Source organism: Streptomyces asoensis, assembly GCF_013085465.1.
In the GTDB taxonomy this organism is placed as follows: domain Bacteria; phylum Actinomycetota; class Actinomycetes; order Streptomycetales; family Streptomycetaceae; genus Streptomyces; species Streptomyces cacaoi_A.
This window is the reverse complement of sequence record NZ_CP049838.1, coordinates 5,539,218-5,553,346: the sequence shown is the minus strand read 5'-3', so window position 1 is coordinate 5,553,346 and position 14,129 is coordinate 5,539,218. Positions and strand designations below refer to the sequence as shown.

Below are 14,129 nucleotides of genomic sequence, written 5' to 3'. Positions count from 1 at the left end.
CCGATTGCCTCGGGCGCCGAATGGTTACGCTCGAAGACGTGAGCAGGCTCCAGGTCGTCAGCGGCAAGGGCGGGACCGGCAAGACGACGGTCGCCGCGGCCCTCGCGCTGGCCCTCGCCACGGCAGGGAAGCGGACGCTTCTCGTCGAGGTGGAGGGTCGGCAGGGCATCGCACAGCTCTTCGAGACTCAGGCGTTGCCCTATGAGGAACGCAAGATCGCCGTCGCCTCGGGGGGCGGTGAGGTGTACGCACTGGCCATCGATCCCGAACTGGCCCTTCTGGACTACCTCCAGATGTTCTACAAACTCGGAGGCGCCGGACGGGCCCTGAAGAAGCTCGGCGCCATCGACTTCGCCACCACCATCGCGCCCGGCCTGAGGGACGTGCTCCTCACCGGCAAGGCGTGCGAGGCGGTACGGCGCAAGGACAAGAACGGGCGGTTCGTGTACGACTACGTCGTCATGGACGCCCCGCCCACGGGCCGCATCACCCGCTTCCTGAACGTCAACGACGAGGTCGCCGGGCTGGCCAGGATCGGCCCGATACACAATCAGGCACAGGCCGTGATGCGGGTGCTGAAGTCGTCGGAGACGGCCGTGCATCTGGTCACGCTGCTCGAGGAGATGCCCGTCCAGGAGACCGCCGACGGTATCGCCGAGTTGCGGGCGGCGAAGCTGCCGGTGGGGCGGGTCATCGTCAACATGGTGCGGCCCGAGGTCCTGGACGAGGACGGGCTGGAACTCGTACGGACCGTGACTCGTTCTTCCGTTGCCCGGTCGTTGTCCGCCGCCGGGCTCGGCGGGGCGCGGCGCGGGGGCCACGCCGAGCGGTTGGTGGATCCGCTCCTTCAGCAGGCCGAGGAGTACGCCGAGCGGTACGCGCTGGAGCACGAGCAGCGCGCCGTCCTCGGCGAGCTCGACCTGCCGCTGCACGAACTGCCGTTGCTCGCCGAGGGCTTGGATCTCGCGGGCCTGTACCAGCTCGCCAACGAACTGCGGAAACAGGGGATCGCATGAGTCCGGACCAGGCTCACGACCAGGGAAGCACCCGGCGCCGTCTCTCCCCCGCGCCCGTGCTGGACCTCGATCCGCTGCTCGACGACCCGGCGACCCGCATCGTGGTCTGCTGCGGCTCCGGCGGCGTCGGCAAGACGACCACGGCGGCGGCGCTGGGGCTCAGGGCGGCCGAGCGGGGCCGCAAGGTGGTGGTCCTCACCATCGACCCGGCCCGCCGGCTCGCCCAGTCCATGGGCATCGACTCACTGGACAACACCCCGCGCCGCGTCAAGGGCGTCGAGGGGGACGGCGAACTGCACGCCATGATGCTCGACATGAAGCGCACCTTCGACGAGATCGTCGAGGCGCACGCGGACGGCGACCGGGCGGCCTCGATCCTGGGCAACCCGTTCTACCAGTCGCTCTCGGCGGGCTTCGCGGGCACGCAGGAGTACATGGCGATGGAGAAGCTGGGGCAGCTGCGCGCGCGGGACGAGTGGGACCTGATCGTCGTCGACACACCGCCGTCCCGCTCGGCGCTGGACTTCCTGGACGCGCCGAAGCGGCTCGGGTCGTTCCTGGACGGCAAGCTGATCCGCGTCCTGCTCGCGCCCGCCAAGGTCGGCGGCCGCGCGGGAATGAAGTTCCTGAACGTCGGGATGTCGATGATGACCGGCGCGCTCGGCAAGCTGCTCGGCGGGCAGCTGCTGAAGGACGTACAGACGTTCGTCGCGGCGATGGATTCGATGTTCGGCGGCTTCCGCACGCGCGCGGACGCCACGTACAAGCTGCTCCAGGCGCCCGGCACGGCGTTCCTGGTGGTGGCGGCTCCCGAGCGGGACGCGCTGAGGGAGGCCGCGTACTTCGTGGAGCGGCTGGCCGCCGAGGACATGCCGCTGGCCGGCCTGGTCCTGAACCGCGTGCACGGCAGCGGCGCCGCCCAGCTGTCCGCCGAGCGGGCGCTCGCCGCTGCGGAGAACCTCGACCTCGTCCATGCCCGCGCGGCGGAAAATCTTGAAGAGCCCCGCATTGTGGATCAGGACGGCGGGAAAGCTGGTCTTCGTAACTCTCCCGACACGTACGGCAGTTCAGAATCTCCCGCAACCGATCCGGAGCGCGACACCCCCACCGGCGCGAACCGGCCCGCGGCCACCGACACGGACCGGACAGCGAGCGCCGACGCGAACACCGGCGCGGACGCGGACCGGACCGTGGACGACCTCACCGCAGGCCTGCTGAGGCTGCACGCGGAACGCATGCACCTGCTCTCCCGCGAGCAGCGCACACGTGACCGCTTCACCGCACTGCACCCCGAGGTGGCAGTGTCCGAAGTGGCCGCGCTGCCCGGCGATGTGCATGACCTCACGGGACTGCGGAACATCGGGAACCGGCTCGCGGCCAACCGGCCGGAGCTGCCCGAGGCTGCCGACGCCTGAGCCGAGGGTTCTCCTCAGCCCACCGCCGCGTAGTTCTCGTAGATCTCGTCGTCGTCGAGCGGCAGGATGCCCGCCCCACGCTCGTACTCCGAACGCGCCGTCTCCAGCAGGCGGCGCCAGGAGGTCACAGTCGGACGCCTGCGCAGCAGTGCGCGGCGCTCGCGCTCGGTCATGCCTCCCCACACGCCGAACTCGACGCGATTGTCGAGCGCGTCGGCCAGGCATTCGGTGCGTACCGGACATCCGGTGCACACCGCCTTGGCCCTGTTCTGCGCTGCTCCCTGAACGAACAGTTCATCCGGATCGGTAGTGCGGCAGGCAGCCTGCGCACTCCAGTCGGTTACCCAGCCCATACCGGCGCCGTCCTCTCCCGAATCGAGGCTCCCCCACGGCGGCAGCGGCATATTCACCGCCGCCAGTTGAGGACGTTACGGAAGGTGGGCACAGCGCAACACCCCCTTCGGGCCCAATCTTGAATGGCCCGAACGGACTATGCGTAAGCGGCAGATCACCCGGGGGAGTGAGCCCGCGACATATGCGACTTTCCCGGCAACCGGGACAGTTCAGTTGAGTCACAACGGACGCCGGGTGACACACAAGGCGGATTCGGACACGTCCCCATCAAAAAAGTCGGGGAACCTCCGGAACGATTCGGGGTCGCCGGACGTATTGATACGTAGCCCTGCTGCTGTGACAGTTGAGAGCAGCTTAGGCCAAGGCATTGACGCGTGTCCGGCGAATGAGAACGTAGGCTGCCCTCATGCCAAAGAAGCGCTCGGGCGGTGGTCTGTCGCCAACGCAGCAGGCCGCCAAGTTCCTCGGTGTCAGTGTGCTCGCGGGAGCCGTGCTGGCGGGTATCGCCCTGCCCGCGTTCGGCGCGCTGGGCCTCGCCGCCAAGGGGTCGGTGGAGTCGTTCGACGAACTCCCGGCCAATCTCAAGACGCCCCCGCTGAGCCAGCGCACCACGATCCTCGACGCCGAAGGCGGCCAGATCGCCACGGTCTACTCGCGGGACCGCACGGTGGTCGACCTCAAGAACATCTCGCCGTACATGCAGAAGGCGATCGTCGCGATCGAGGACTCGCGCTTCTACGAGCACGGCGCGGTCGACCTGAAGGGCATGCTGCGCGCGCTCAACAAGAACGTGCAGAGCAGCGGGGTCTCCCAGGGCGCCTCCACGCTCACCCAGCAGTACGTGAAGAACGTGTTCGTGGAGGAGGCCGGCGACGACCCGACGAAGGTCGCGCAGGCCACCCAGCAGACCATCGGCCGCAAGATCAAGGAGCTGAAGTACGCGATCCAGGTGGAGGAGGAGCTCGGCAAGAAGAAGATCCTCGAGAACTACCTGAACATCACGTTCTTCGGCGAGCAGGCGTACGGCGTCGAGGCGGCCTCACAGCGCTACTTCTCCACGCACGCCAAGGACCTCACCCTCCCCCAGGCGGCGCTGCTGGCCGGCATCGTCCAGTCCCCGACCGTCTACGACCCGGTCAAGGACGACGTCACGGCCACCAACCGCCGCAACGTCGTGCTGAAGCGCATGGCCGAGGTCGGCGACATCACCGAGGCGGAGGCCGCCAAGGCGCAGAAGACCCCGCTGGGCCTGAAGGTCAAGCAGCCGAAGAACGGCTGCATCACCGCCGTGAAGGGCGCCAGCTTCTTCTGCAAGTACGTGGAGCGCGTCTTCCTCAGCGACCCGGTCTTCGGCAAGACCAAGGAAGTGCGGGCGAAGCTCTGGAACCAGGGCGGCCTGACGATCCGGACGACGCTCGAACCGCAGTCCCAGAAGTCCGTCCAGGACTCGCTCAAGGACCACGTCTACAAGTCCGACAAGGTCGCCGCGGCCGCCACGCTCGTCGAGCCCGGCACCGGCAAGATCCTCGGGATGGGCCAGTCGAAGCCGTACGGCTACGGCAAGAACGAGACCGAGTACAACTACTCGGTCAACTCCTCCATGGGCGGCTCGAACTACGGCTTCCCGACCGGTTCGACCTTCAAGCCGTTCGTGGCCGCGGCCGCGCTGGAGGAGGGCCGCCCGGCGAACCAGAGCTACCCGGCGCCGTACGAGATGCCGTACCCGGACACGGTCCAGACGTGCAGCAGCAAGCCGTGGACCAACCAGGGCAACGACAAGCTGGAGAACGAGAGCGAGTCCGAGAAGGGCCCGTACCAGCTGAAGAAGGCCATGGAGCTGTCGGTCAACACCTACTTCGTGCAGATGCTCGCCGACATCGGCATGTGCCCCGTGGTGAAGATGACCGACAAGCTGGGCGTGGTCCAGGGCAACGGCGACAAGGTCCCCGAGGTGCCCTCGTCGATGACCCTCGGCTCCACCGGCCTCTCCCCCCTGACGATGGCGAGCGCGTACGCGGCCTTCGCCAGCCGGGGCATGTACTGCACCCCGGTCGCGATCGAGTCGATCACCCAGACCGTGGGCGGCACCAAGAAGTCGCTGGAGGTGCCGAAGTCGACCTGCTCGCGCGCGATGAGCGAGAAGACCGCGGACACCGTCAACACGCTGCTGAGCGGTGTGACCGACTCCGGTACCGGCAAGCAGGCCGGTCTGTCCGGCCGCGCCAACGCCGGTAAGACGGGTACGACGGACTCCCGCAAGAACGCCTGGTTCGTCGGCTACACCCCGAACCTCGCGGGCGCCGTCTGGGTCGGCAGCGCCACCCAGAAGGTCGAGATGACCAACATCACCATCGGTGGCGTCTACCACTCCCAGGTCTACGGCGGTGACACCCCCGGCCCGATCTGGCGCGACGCGATGACCGGCGCGCTCGAGGGCAAGGAAGCCCCGTCCTTCAACCTCGTCAACATCCCGAACCCGCCCGCCAAGGACCGCGGCGACGAGAACGACGACGATGACAACGGTGACAACAACGGCGACACCGGCGACGACGACGGCTTCCTCACCGGTCTGCTCACCAACGGCACGACGAACGGCGGGAACTCGACCGGCGGCAACGACGGAGGCACGTTCTTCCAGGGCCAGAGCAACGGAAACGGAAACGGCGGCGGACGCGGCTGAGACCGGTCCGACGCCGGTAGGTCCGCCGGGAGGTCGGCCGGTCGGTCCGCCGGTCCGCCGGCGCGGAACATAGCGAACGGCCCCTGCTTCTCGTACGGGAATTCTTCTCGTACGGAGAGGCAGGGGCCGTTCGTCGTGCGGGGCCGGTGGCGCTCGGCGGAGGCCGATGCTCCGCCGAGGTAAGCGACCGGGGTCAGCCCGCGAGCAGCTTCTTGACGACCGCGGCGACGCGGCCGCCCTCGGCCAGGCCGGCCACCTTCGGGTTCACGATCTTCATGACGGCGCCCATCGCCCTCGGCCCCTCGGCACCGGCCGCCTTCGCCTCCGCGACGGCCTGGGCGACAATGTCGTTCAGCTCGTCTTCGCTGAGCTGCTTGGGCAGGTAGGTGGCGAGCAGCTCGCCCTCCGCCTTCTCCCGCTCGGCCGACTCGGCCCGACCGCCCTGCGCGAAGGCGTCCGCGGCCTCACGGCGCTTCTTCGCCTCCTTGGTGATCACCTTGAGGACCTCGTCGTCGGAGAGCACGCGCTTCTCCTTGCCGGCGACCTCCTCCTTGGTGATCGCGGTGAGCGTGAGCCGGAGCGTCGAGGAGCGGAGCTCGTCGCGCTCCTTGATCGCGGCGTTGAGGTCTTCCTGAAGCTTCGACTTGAGCGTGGTCATGGGTTTGATTGTCGCAGGTGTCGGTGGCCGTACGCCCGCCGATTTAAGGGGCGGCGGGGCAAGGGCCGTTGACGGCGTCTGACACGATGGACGTATGCGCGCGCGATACGGAGTACCTCTGTCCATTGCGGCGGCCGGCGCCGCCGGTCTGGTGTACGCGGCGGGCTTCGAAGCCCGCTCCTTCCGCCTGCGACGGGTGACGGTCCCTGTCCTCCCCGCCGGGATGCGCCCCCTGCGCGTGTTGCAGGTCTCCGACATCCACATGGTCGGCGGCCAGCGCAAGAAGCAGCGCTGGTTGCGTTCCCTGGCCGGTCTGCGCCCCGACTTCGTGATCAACACCGGCGACAACCTGTCCGACCCGGACGGCGTGCCCGAGGTCCTGGACGCCCTCGGCCCCCTGATGGAGTTCCCGGGCGCCTACGTCTTCGGCTCGAACGACTACTACGGCCCGAAGCTGCGCAACCCCGCCCGCTATCTCTTCGAGAAGGCCCAGGGGCGCCACGGCCTGAACGGCAACGCGCCCGCCGTCGACGTGGTCCACAACCCGTGGGAAGACCTGCGCGACGGCTTCGACGCGGCGGGCTGGCTGAACCTGACGAACACCCGGGGTGTGCTGAAGGTCGAGGGCGTGTCGATCGAGCTGACGGGCCTGGACGACCCGCACATCAAGCGCGACCGCTACGCGCAGGTGGCCGGCGGTCCGTCGGCGTCGTCCGACTTCTCGATGGGTGTGGTGCACGCGCCCTACCTGCGGGTCCTGGACTCCTACACGGCGGACGACTACCCCCTGATCCTGGCCGGCCACACCCACGGCGGCCAGCTCTGCATCCCCTTCTACGGCGCCCTGGTCACCAACTGCGACCTGGACACGGAGCGCGTGAAGGGCCTGTCGACGCACACGGCGGAGGGGCACACGTCCTACCTGCACGTGTCGGCGGGCTGCGGAACGAACCGCTACACACCGGTGCGGTTCGCATGCCCGCCGGAGGTGACCTTGCTGACGTTGGTCGGGCAGGAGTAGGCCGAGGAGCAGGGGGCGAAGCGGGGCGGAGCAGGCCGAGGAGCAGGGGGCGAAGCGGGGCGGAGCAGGCCGAGGAGCAGGGGGCGAAGCGGGGCGGAGCAGGCCGAGGAGCAGGGGGCGAAGCGGGGCGGAGCAGGCCGAGGAGCAGGGGGCGAAGCGGGGCGGAGCAGGCCGAGGAGCAGGGGGCGAAGCGGGGCGGAGCAGGCCGAGGAGCAGGGGGCGAAGCGGGGCGGAGCAGGCCGAGGAGCAGGGGGCGAAGCGGGGCGGAGCAGGCCGAGGGGCAGGGGGCGAAGCGGGGCGGAGGTGGCGGAGAGGTGGGGGCTGCGGAGGGGCGGAGGGCGCGGAGAGGCGGCCGCGGTTCCCCCGAACAGCCCTCCCGTATCGCCCCTTTTGTCGTGCTTGTCTAGCGTGAGGGTATGACCGCGCCGCTACCCAGGGACATCCCGGATCTGCCCGCGATCCCGCGGACCCACGCGCTACTGCTCTCCTCCGTCCCCGCCTCGGCGGTGGTCGCCCCTGCACGCCGTCCACTGGCCGCCGTCCTGCGCCTGCTGCTGGCCGGCACCGCGGCCGCGGGCGTGACGCTCGCCCTCCTGCTCGGCAGCCCCTTGCGGGTCCTGAGCCACTTCGCGATCCAGAGCAACATCCTGCTTGCCGTGGTCGCGCTGCTGTCCGCCCGCCGCGCGTGGACGGCCCGCCGGCCCCTCCCCGCCGCCCTGACGGGCGCCGCACTGCTCTACGTCACGATGACCGGCCTCGTCTACCACCTGCTCCTGGCGGACGCCGCCGTCCCCTTCTCGGTGACCGGCACGACGGCCGCCCCCACGGGCTGGCACCTGATCGCCGGACACCTCGTCCACACGGTGACACCGACAGCCGCCGTCCTGGACTGGCTGCTGCTGACACCCCCGGGCCGACTGCGCCTGCGCCGGGCCGTCACCTGGATGATCTACCCGGTCACCTACCTGGCGTTCTCCCTCACCCGCGCCCAGCTGATCACGGTCGGCACCCCGGGCCGCTACCTCTACCCCTTCTTCGACGTCGAGACCCACGGCTACAAACACGCCCTCGCCAACGCCCTCCTCCTCGGCCTCTCCTTCTACGCCCTCGCGGTCCTCCTCGTGGCCCTCGACCACACCCGCCCGAACCCGATCAGCCACCGCTCCAAAACCGGATTTCGTCTCGGGCCACCGGTGGGCTAAAGTAAACGACGTCGCCGCGACAAGCAGGACAAGCAGCGACATCGGGGTGTAGCGCAGCTTGGCAGCGCGCTTCGTTCGGGACGAAGAGGTCGTGGGTTCAAATCCCGCCACCCCGACCGTGAAACACCAGGTCAGGCCCGGTGCTGAGAGATCAGCACCGGGCCTGATTTGCGTTGTGGCCCTGTTTTGGGAGCCAACTGGGTGTGATCTTCGGGATCCGGCTCCCAGGTTGGCTCCCGAGGAGTGGCATTCCGCCTCCTCCTAGCGCGATGTACGCCTCACGCCCCGAATGAGTCACTGCACGGCTTGTGCCGAGCAGACCTGAGACGGTACGACCATCGCCATGCACCCTTGGTCTCCGTTAAATGACCGGCAGCTCGCACTCCTCACCCGCATCGGGGGCGGAACCGACCCCGTCACTTCTGACAGCCCCGAGCTCGCCGTCACGGCTCGCGCGCTCAGGGACCGGGGCTTGGTGACCATGCCCAGGAAGAAGGGGAGGTGGCAGGCGGAAATCACTGACGCGGGTCGGTTCCACCTGGAGCATGGTCATCATCCTGACCGTCCGGAGCTGGCTCCACGCAAGCCTCGCGCGGCGGCGTCTGAAGCCGAGACGCCGGTTGCCGCTGGCCCTCAGCAGGATGCCGATCCTTCGACGGAGACGAAGCCCGTATCGAAGCGTGCCGTGAAACCTCCGCGCCCGTCGCCGGCGGCTGTCGGGCCAGCGCTCATCGCGCAGGTACAGAAGGCCGGACGATTCCTTCGGATCCCGGAGCCCAGTGCCGAGGAACGGGCTCGGTATCGCAGGGCATTCGACGCGGCGCGGCAGTGCGCTCCGGACGGGTACCACCTGAAGTACAGCGGGCGGGCGAAGGGCGACTTCTTCCTCGGCCTGCTCCGGGTGACCGGTGAGGACGACACCGAGTGGAACCGGATCCGTTTGGCGCGCAGCCGCGTGATCACCGACGTCGAGGACGTGCTCGCCGCCGTCACGGCGGACCACAGCGCCTTCGAGATCTCCGAGGAGGTCCTGCCGAGGGTGCTCGCGCTGCTCCGGCTCCTCGCCGATCAGGCACTCGCGCGGTACGGCGAGATCGCGGTGTCCAAGAAGCGCAGACAGCCGAGGCCGCTGCTCACCGTCCACGGCAGGACGTACGAGATCGGCTTCCGTGAGCGGCAGAAGCAGGTCCGGTACGTCCCCAAGCAGCCGGGCCGGCGCACGTACGACTGGCAACGGGTCACCCCAGCCCACAAGTTCGAGCCGTCCGGCGAACTGGAGCTGCTGGTCAGCGAGAACTCAGGTTACAGCTACAGCTACGGCTGGAAGAAGGAATGGGCCGACACGGCCAAGAAGCCGTTGGAGGAGCAGATCGGCTCAATCTTCCGGGCGTTGAAGGCACGCGCGGAGGAGCAGGAGCGGGCCCGGCTGGAACGAGAGGCCGAGCAGCGGCGTCTGCGAGAGGAGCGGGAGCGCCAGGAGGCCGAACGCCGGCGGCTGGCGGCGGAGCAGGAGGAGCGCGAGCGGCGGGAGTGGGAGGCCGCGGTAAGTGCGGCTTCGGTGAAGGCGGTTCACGCGGTACGGGCCGAGCACCTCGGCACGGCGCTTGAGCAGTGGCGGGCCGCGGGTGAGATCCGGGCGTTCTGTGCCGCGCTGGATGAAGTCGCCGCCGCGTCGGAAGACGTCCTCGAAGTCGAGAGGCTGCGTGAGTGGTCGGCTTGGGGGAACACGGAGGCCGATCGGCTCGACCCCACCACGAACGGCCAGGGCCTGGCCGCCCGCGACTTCAACGCGAAGCCGACGAAAAATCAGCTGCGCCCGTTCCTCGACGGCTGGCACCCGGACCGGCCGGAGAAGGAGAAGCCTCCGGCGCAGCCAGCGCCTCCCACACCGGAGCCAGACCCGTGGCGCGGCGTCATCGACGCACATCAGGATCAAGGGTGGCGATATGGACGCCAAGGTCGCGCTCAATGGTGGAGGCGATGACGCCGTGACCTCGATCGCGTAGGGCCTTGACCGCCTTGTCGACGAGCTCCCCGAGCCGGATGACCTCGGCTCGCAGGGCGACCAACTCGTCGTAACGCTCGGCCTTGTCCTCGCCGCACCACGCCCGGACGGTCCGCAGCACAGCCGCCTCCGCGTCCAACTTCCGTTCGTCCCGCCGACTGTAGGAGTACCAGGAGGGCTGGGCACGCTCCTGCTCGATGTCCTGCTGCTTGCGATCCACCTCTGGAAGGATCTCATCGGCGAGGCGGCTGGCCACGTGACGGGCGATTCGCTCGGTGACCCGCCACCCGGCAAGGCACACGCCGTGGCGGTTCTCGTACACCATCGCGTCGCCGCGGAGTTCGGCGACGTCGATGCCGATGAGCGGTGCCGTTTCGTCGAGGCGGCTCAGTTCCAGAACACCTGCATCCGCCACCGTGCGGCGCAGGCGCACCCTGTTCTTCGGGCGGACGAACCCGAGGATCATGCGGGCTGCCTCGAAATCCGTGCTGCCCCGAACGTGGCGGGATGCCTCGACCAGTGCCAACTCCGCCACGTCGTCCGCGCGGAACGTATCGACCTCCGCCCACGGCGCTACGAGCGAGCCGGGACTGACCCATTCCTGCAGATCGGCGTCGTCGCCTTCGAGGAATCGAACATGGATCCAGCCAGACCTGCGCGGGCCGCCCACTCGAACGATCTCCACCTGGCGTACCGCGCCACCCAGCTCCTTCGGCTGTGCGCGATATGCCCAGTGCTCACCCATCTCCATATGCCTATTGAGCCAGGTCAGTTGGCGCCATGGCGTGGCACTCGCGCAATCACCTCGAAGAAATGACTGCGCCAGACTCGTTCTGTCCCGGCAAGGCGCCGGAAGAAGACGACTGCGCCCAGTGGCTGATCATCTGGTTGCGCGGCTTACGCCCCGAGCCTGTAGGGCGCGAGAGAGAAGGGCTCGCACGGCTAGGGCGGTGGTCTACGGCCGACAGCCGTGGCAGCAAAGGCCGATCTGATTCAAGTAGCCACGAAAGCCTGGGTCCATAGCGGCATCGCGCCACTGATTCAAGATCTGGTTCCCGCAAAGTCGCAGGTCAGAAGCCATGAATGAGCGCGACGAGCAGTGCCCGCCGAGGGAGACAAGCCAGCGTCTGCCCGCCGATTCGCGAGAACTCGAATCGGCTCCCCGCGCGGTGCGGTCTCCTCCGTGTTCGGGGCACCACCGGGGGCGACCAGTGGACTTGCGCATCTAACTCCCCGCCGATCCAAGGTCTGTTCATCCATTCATCGCGTGCTGCCGCACACATCGGAAGCGAAGGTTTGCCATGCCCACCACAAACGACCATCCGGATGACCTGCAACCGCATGGAACGCCACCGAGCGAGCCGCAGACGACAGGCCAGGTCCCCTCGGAACACCCGCGGCCACAGAACGCCCTCGCCTGGACTGTGGTCGGGCTGTCCGCAGCGTTCTGCATCACCGGTGTGGTCCTCTCCTTGACCGGCTACGAGGCAGCAGGCGGCGCCCTCATCACCGCCGGCGCCGGGGTCCTGGGAGGAGGGATTAGCGCCCGGAAGTAGGGCGCGGTCGCGGCCCCTGCTGCCGGACTCACCCCGTCCGGCAGCAGGGGCGGACCCTTTAGGGAGCCGACTTCGGGGAGCTGGGCCCCCAAACGCGGACGTTTCCCCCGACTGTCAGTGCCTATCGCTAGCCTCTTTGGCAACAGGTTCCACCCTCGACCCTAAGCGGTGAGGTAGACATGACAGACAATGCGGCCGAGGGCGGCGTAGACCCTCGCAAGGTGTTCGTGATCCACGGACGCAACGAACCGGCCCGTAAGGGGCTGTTCGAGTTCCTGCGGGCCATCGGGCTCGATCCAATCGAGTGGTCGGAAGCCATCCAGATGACCGGGAAGGGCTCCCCCTACATCGGCGAGGTTCTCGACACAGCGTTCGCGAGCGCCCAGGCGGTCGTGGTCCTCCAAACGCCCGACGATGTCACGTACCTGCACGAGAGCCTTACGTATCCAGGCGACCCAGAATGCAGCCCCCAGATGCAGCCGCGTCCAAACGTGCTCTTCGAGGCGGGCATGGCCATGGGCCGTCACGAGGATCGCACGATCATCGTGGAACTCGGACAGGTGAAGGTATTCAGCGACATCCATGGTCGCCATGTCGTGCGCCTCGGCAACAGCCTCAGGAAGCGGCAGGAGCTCGCGACCCGGCTGCAAACCGCAGGATGTAGGACGAGAACGAACGGGACGGACTGGCACGATGCTGGGAATCTGACCCCGCCCGTCCCACCAGGCGGCGGGCTCCCGATGGGCCGGAAACTGCCGTCATCGCAGGCGTCCGGCACACCCCAGCTGAAGGCCCGGTACATCGACAATGGGCGCGGCAAGATCGACGCGGTCGAGATCACCAACCACGGTCCCGGGGACGCGGAGACGGAGCCGTCGATGTGACCCATGCGCTGATCCATGAGGACCTTCGCGGTGCCGAGGTCCTCCATCACGGTCCGGTGTGTGTGGCGGAGACCGTGAGGTGTGAGGCCCTTGGCGATCGGGAGCCAGCAGGCGTCGGCTCGGTCGCTGGCTCCGCGTCCTCGGGCCGGGACGCCGGGCCAGGGCTCGCCGAGCAGCGGTACTGGACGGGCCTCCTGCGGTGCCTTCTTCGGGTACCAGCCGGAGACAGCCGGGGTGAACAGCCACGTCGCGAAGCCGTTTCGGCGCCAGTGGGCTGCTTGCTGCGACACCGCGCCGCCCCGCACGAACCCAAGGTCCGCGATGGCCTGCTCCACCCTCATCCGCTTGGCCTCGGTGACGCGATCGGGGTGGTTGAGGACGTTCGACACCGTGCCCGTGGAGACTTCGGCACGGCGTGCGACGTCGACAAGCTTCGCGCCCTGGTGGCCGCCGGTGCGGGCGGTGCCCTGCCCCCGGAAGACGTAGGTCTTGCCGTGACACTGGCAGGGTTTCGGCTTCGTGCGGGCGACGTGGTTGGCGACCAGGGCCGACAGCCAGTCCATCGCGTCGATGGTGCGGTAGCTGTCGTCCTTGGGTGGGCAGCGCACCAGCTCGCCGGTGTCGAGTTCGTACAGCTGCCACTCGACGCGGACGGAGCCGGGGCGGGCGAACTCCGTCTCCAGGCCGACGATTTCGCCCCAGCGCATGCCGGTGTAGCCCTTGAGGACGACTGCGACGAACTCGTCGTCGCGGCCGGAGAGCAGGGCGGCGCGCTCGGCGGTCAGCAGGATGCCGAGCGGGTCGGTGACGACCTTCTCCGGGCCACGGTCACGGGAACGGCCGGCGCGCTTGCCGCGTCCGCGCCGTCTGGCGGCCGGGTTCGAGGTGATCAGGCCCTCGTCGATGGCGTCCTCGAAGATCAGGTGGAGCGTCGAGCGCCAGGTCTTGACGCTGGAGGCCGCGTAGACGGCCTTCTCCTTCTTCTCCCACAGGTCGACGTCCGCGCGCAGGATGCCGGCGAGCGCCTTGTCCTCGAAGTCGGGGAGCAGGTGCTCCTCGATGTGGCGCTTGTAGTTCTGCATGGTCGAGGCGGCCAGGTCCTGGGTTTCGTACCAGCGGTTCGCGTACTCGCCGAAGGTCTCCTGGCCGAGTGCCGGGTCGCGCCAGTCGCCGCGCCGGTACTTGTTCTCGGCCTCGCTCGCGGCGCGCTGGGCCTCGCCCTTGGTGGCGAACCGGATCGCCTTGCCGTTGCCGTCGACCACCGTGAGGTGCTTGCCGGGCTCGGTCTTGTACCGGCCGCGCCAGTAGTTTCCGCGCTTCTCCGCGAAACCCAACTTC

Annotated in this window: 10 protein-coding genes, 1 tRNA gene and 1 pseudogene; 8 read left to right on the top strand and 4 right to left on the bottom strand. The window is 68.5% G+C overall.

The features are described from left to right. Positions 1 to 38 precede the first annotated feature (38 nt). Together G9272_RS24830 and G9272_RS24825 are read left to right on the top strand one after the other, a co-directional pair. The gene (locus G9272_RS24830; RefSeq protein WP_171398607.1) at positions 39 to 1,016 is read left to right on the top strand and encodes an ArsA-related P-loop ATPase; all 978 of its coding nucleotides are present in this window, start codon (positions 39 to 41) and stop codon (positions 1,014 to 1,016) included. Continuing rightward, positions 1,013 to 2,431, top strand: coding sequence for an ArsA family ATPase (locus G9272_RS24825; protein WP_171398606.1), 1,419 nt, complete (start codon positions 1,013 to 1,015; stop codon positions 2,429 to 2,431). The genes G9272_RS24830 and G9272_RS24825 overlap by 4 nt, the downstream gene beginning before the upstream one ends. Before the next feature lie 14 nt (positions 2,432 to 2,445). On the opposite strand, the gene wblA is transcribed toward G9272_RS24825, so the two are convergent. Next, positions 2,446 to 2,784: a transcriptional regulator WblA gene (gene wblA / locus G9272_RS24820; RefSeq protein WP_020129278.1), complete on the bottom strand. Its 339-nt coding sequence runs from the start codon at positions 2,782 to 2,784 to the stop codon at positions 2,446 to 2,448. 407 nt (positions 2,785 to 3,191) lie between these two features. On the opposite strand from wblA, the gene G9272_RS24815 reads away from it, so the two are divergent. Continuing rightward, positions 3,192 to 5,465 (top strand): transglycosylase domain-containing protein, encoded by a 2,274-nt coding sequence (locus G9272_RS24815; RefSeq protein ID WP_171398605.1) that lies wholly within the window; start codon positions 3,192 to 3,194, stop codon positions 5,463 to 5,465. A 193-nt stretch (positions 5,466 to 5,658) separates the two neighbouring features. Here G9272_RS24815 and G9272_RS24810 read toward each other — a convergent pair whose 3' ends face one another. After that, the gene (locus G9272_RS24810; protein WP_171398604.1) at positions 5,659 to 6,123 is read right to left on the bottom strand and encodes a GatB/YqeY domain-containing protein; all 465 of its coding nucleotides are present in this window, start codon (positions 6,121 to 6,123) and stop codon (positions 5,659 to 5,661) included. A 94-nt stretch (positions 6,124 to 6,217) separates the two neighbouring features. Here G9272_RS24810 and G9272_RS24805 point away from each other — a divergent pair, with 94 nt between their 5' ends. The 4 genes from G9272_RS24805 (at position 6,218) to G9272_RS24790 (ending at position 10,330) form a co-directional block, all read left to right on the top strand. Further along, the gene (locus tag G9272_RS24805) at positions 6,218 to 7,144 is read left to right on the top strand and encodes a metallophosphoesterase (RefSeq protein WP_171398603.1); all 927 of its coding nucleotides are present in this window, start codon (positions 6,218 to 6,220) and stop codon (positions 7,142 to 7,144) included. 416 nt (positions 7,145 to 7,560) lie between these two features. Next, positions 7,561 to 8,346 (top strand): Pr6Pr family membrane protein, encoded by a 786-nt coding sequence (locus tag G9272_RS24800; protein WP_171398602.1) that lies wholly within the window; start codon positions 7,561 to 7,563, stop codon positions 8,344 to 8,346. A gap of 42 nt (positions 8,347 to 8,388) precedes the next feature. Next, a tRNA-Pro gene (locus G9272_RS24795) sits at positions 8,389 to 8,462 on the top strand. Between the two features lie 365 nt (positions 8,463 to 8,827). After that, entirely contained in the window at positions 8,828 to 10,330 is a 1,503-nt protein-coding gene (locus tag G9272_RS24790) for a PE-PGRS family protein (RefSeq protein WP_253268233.1), read from the top strand. On the opposite strand, the gene G9272_RS24785 is transcribed toward G9272_RS24790, so the two are convergent. Continuing rightward, positions 10,260 to 11,102: a PE-PGRS family protein gene (locus G9272_RS24785; protein ID WP_171398600.1), complete on the bottom strand. Its 843-nt coding sequence runs from the start codon at positions 11,100 to 11,102 to the stop codon at positions 10,260 to 10,262. The genes G9272_RS24790 and G9272_RS24785 overlap by 71 nt on opposite strands. A gap of 984 nt (positions 11,103 to 12,086) precedes the next feature. Here G9272_RS24785 and G9272_RS45440 point away from each other — a divergent pair. After that, positions 12,087 to 12,452: pseudogene (locus tag G9272_RS45440) on the top strand (nucleotide-binding protein); the annotation flags it as partial. Here the strand turns inward: G9272_RS45440 and G9272_RS24775 are convergent. Beyond that, a complete protein-coding gene (locus tag G9272_RS24775) occupies positions 12,431 to 14,125 on the bottom strand; it encodes a LacI family DNA-binding transcriptional regulator (RefSeq protein ID WP_253267936.1) in 1,695 nt (564 codons plus the stop codon). The pseudogene G9272_RS45440 and the gene G9272_RS24775 overlap by 22 nt on opposite strands. Positions 14,126 to 14,129: the final 4 nt, after the last annotated feature.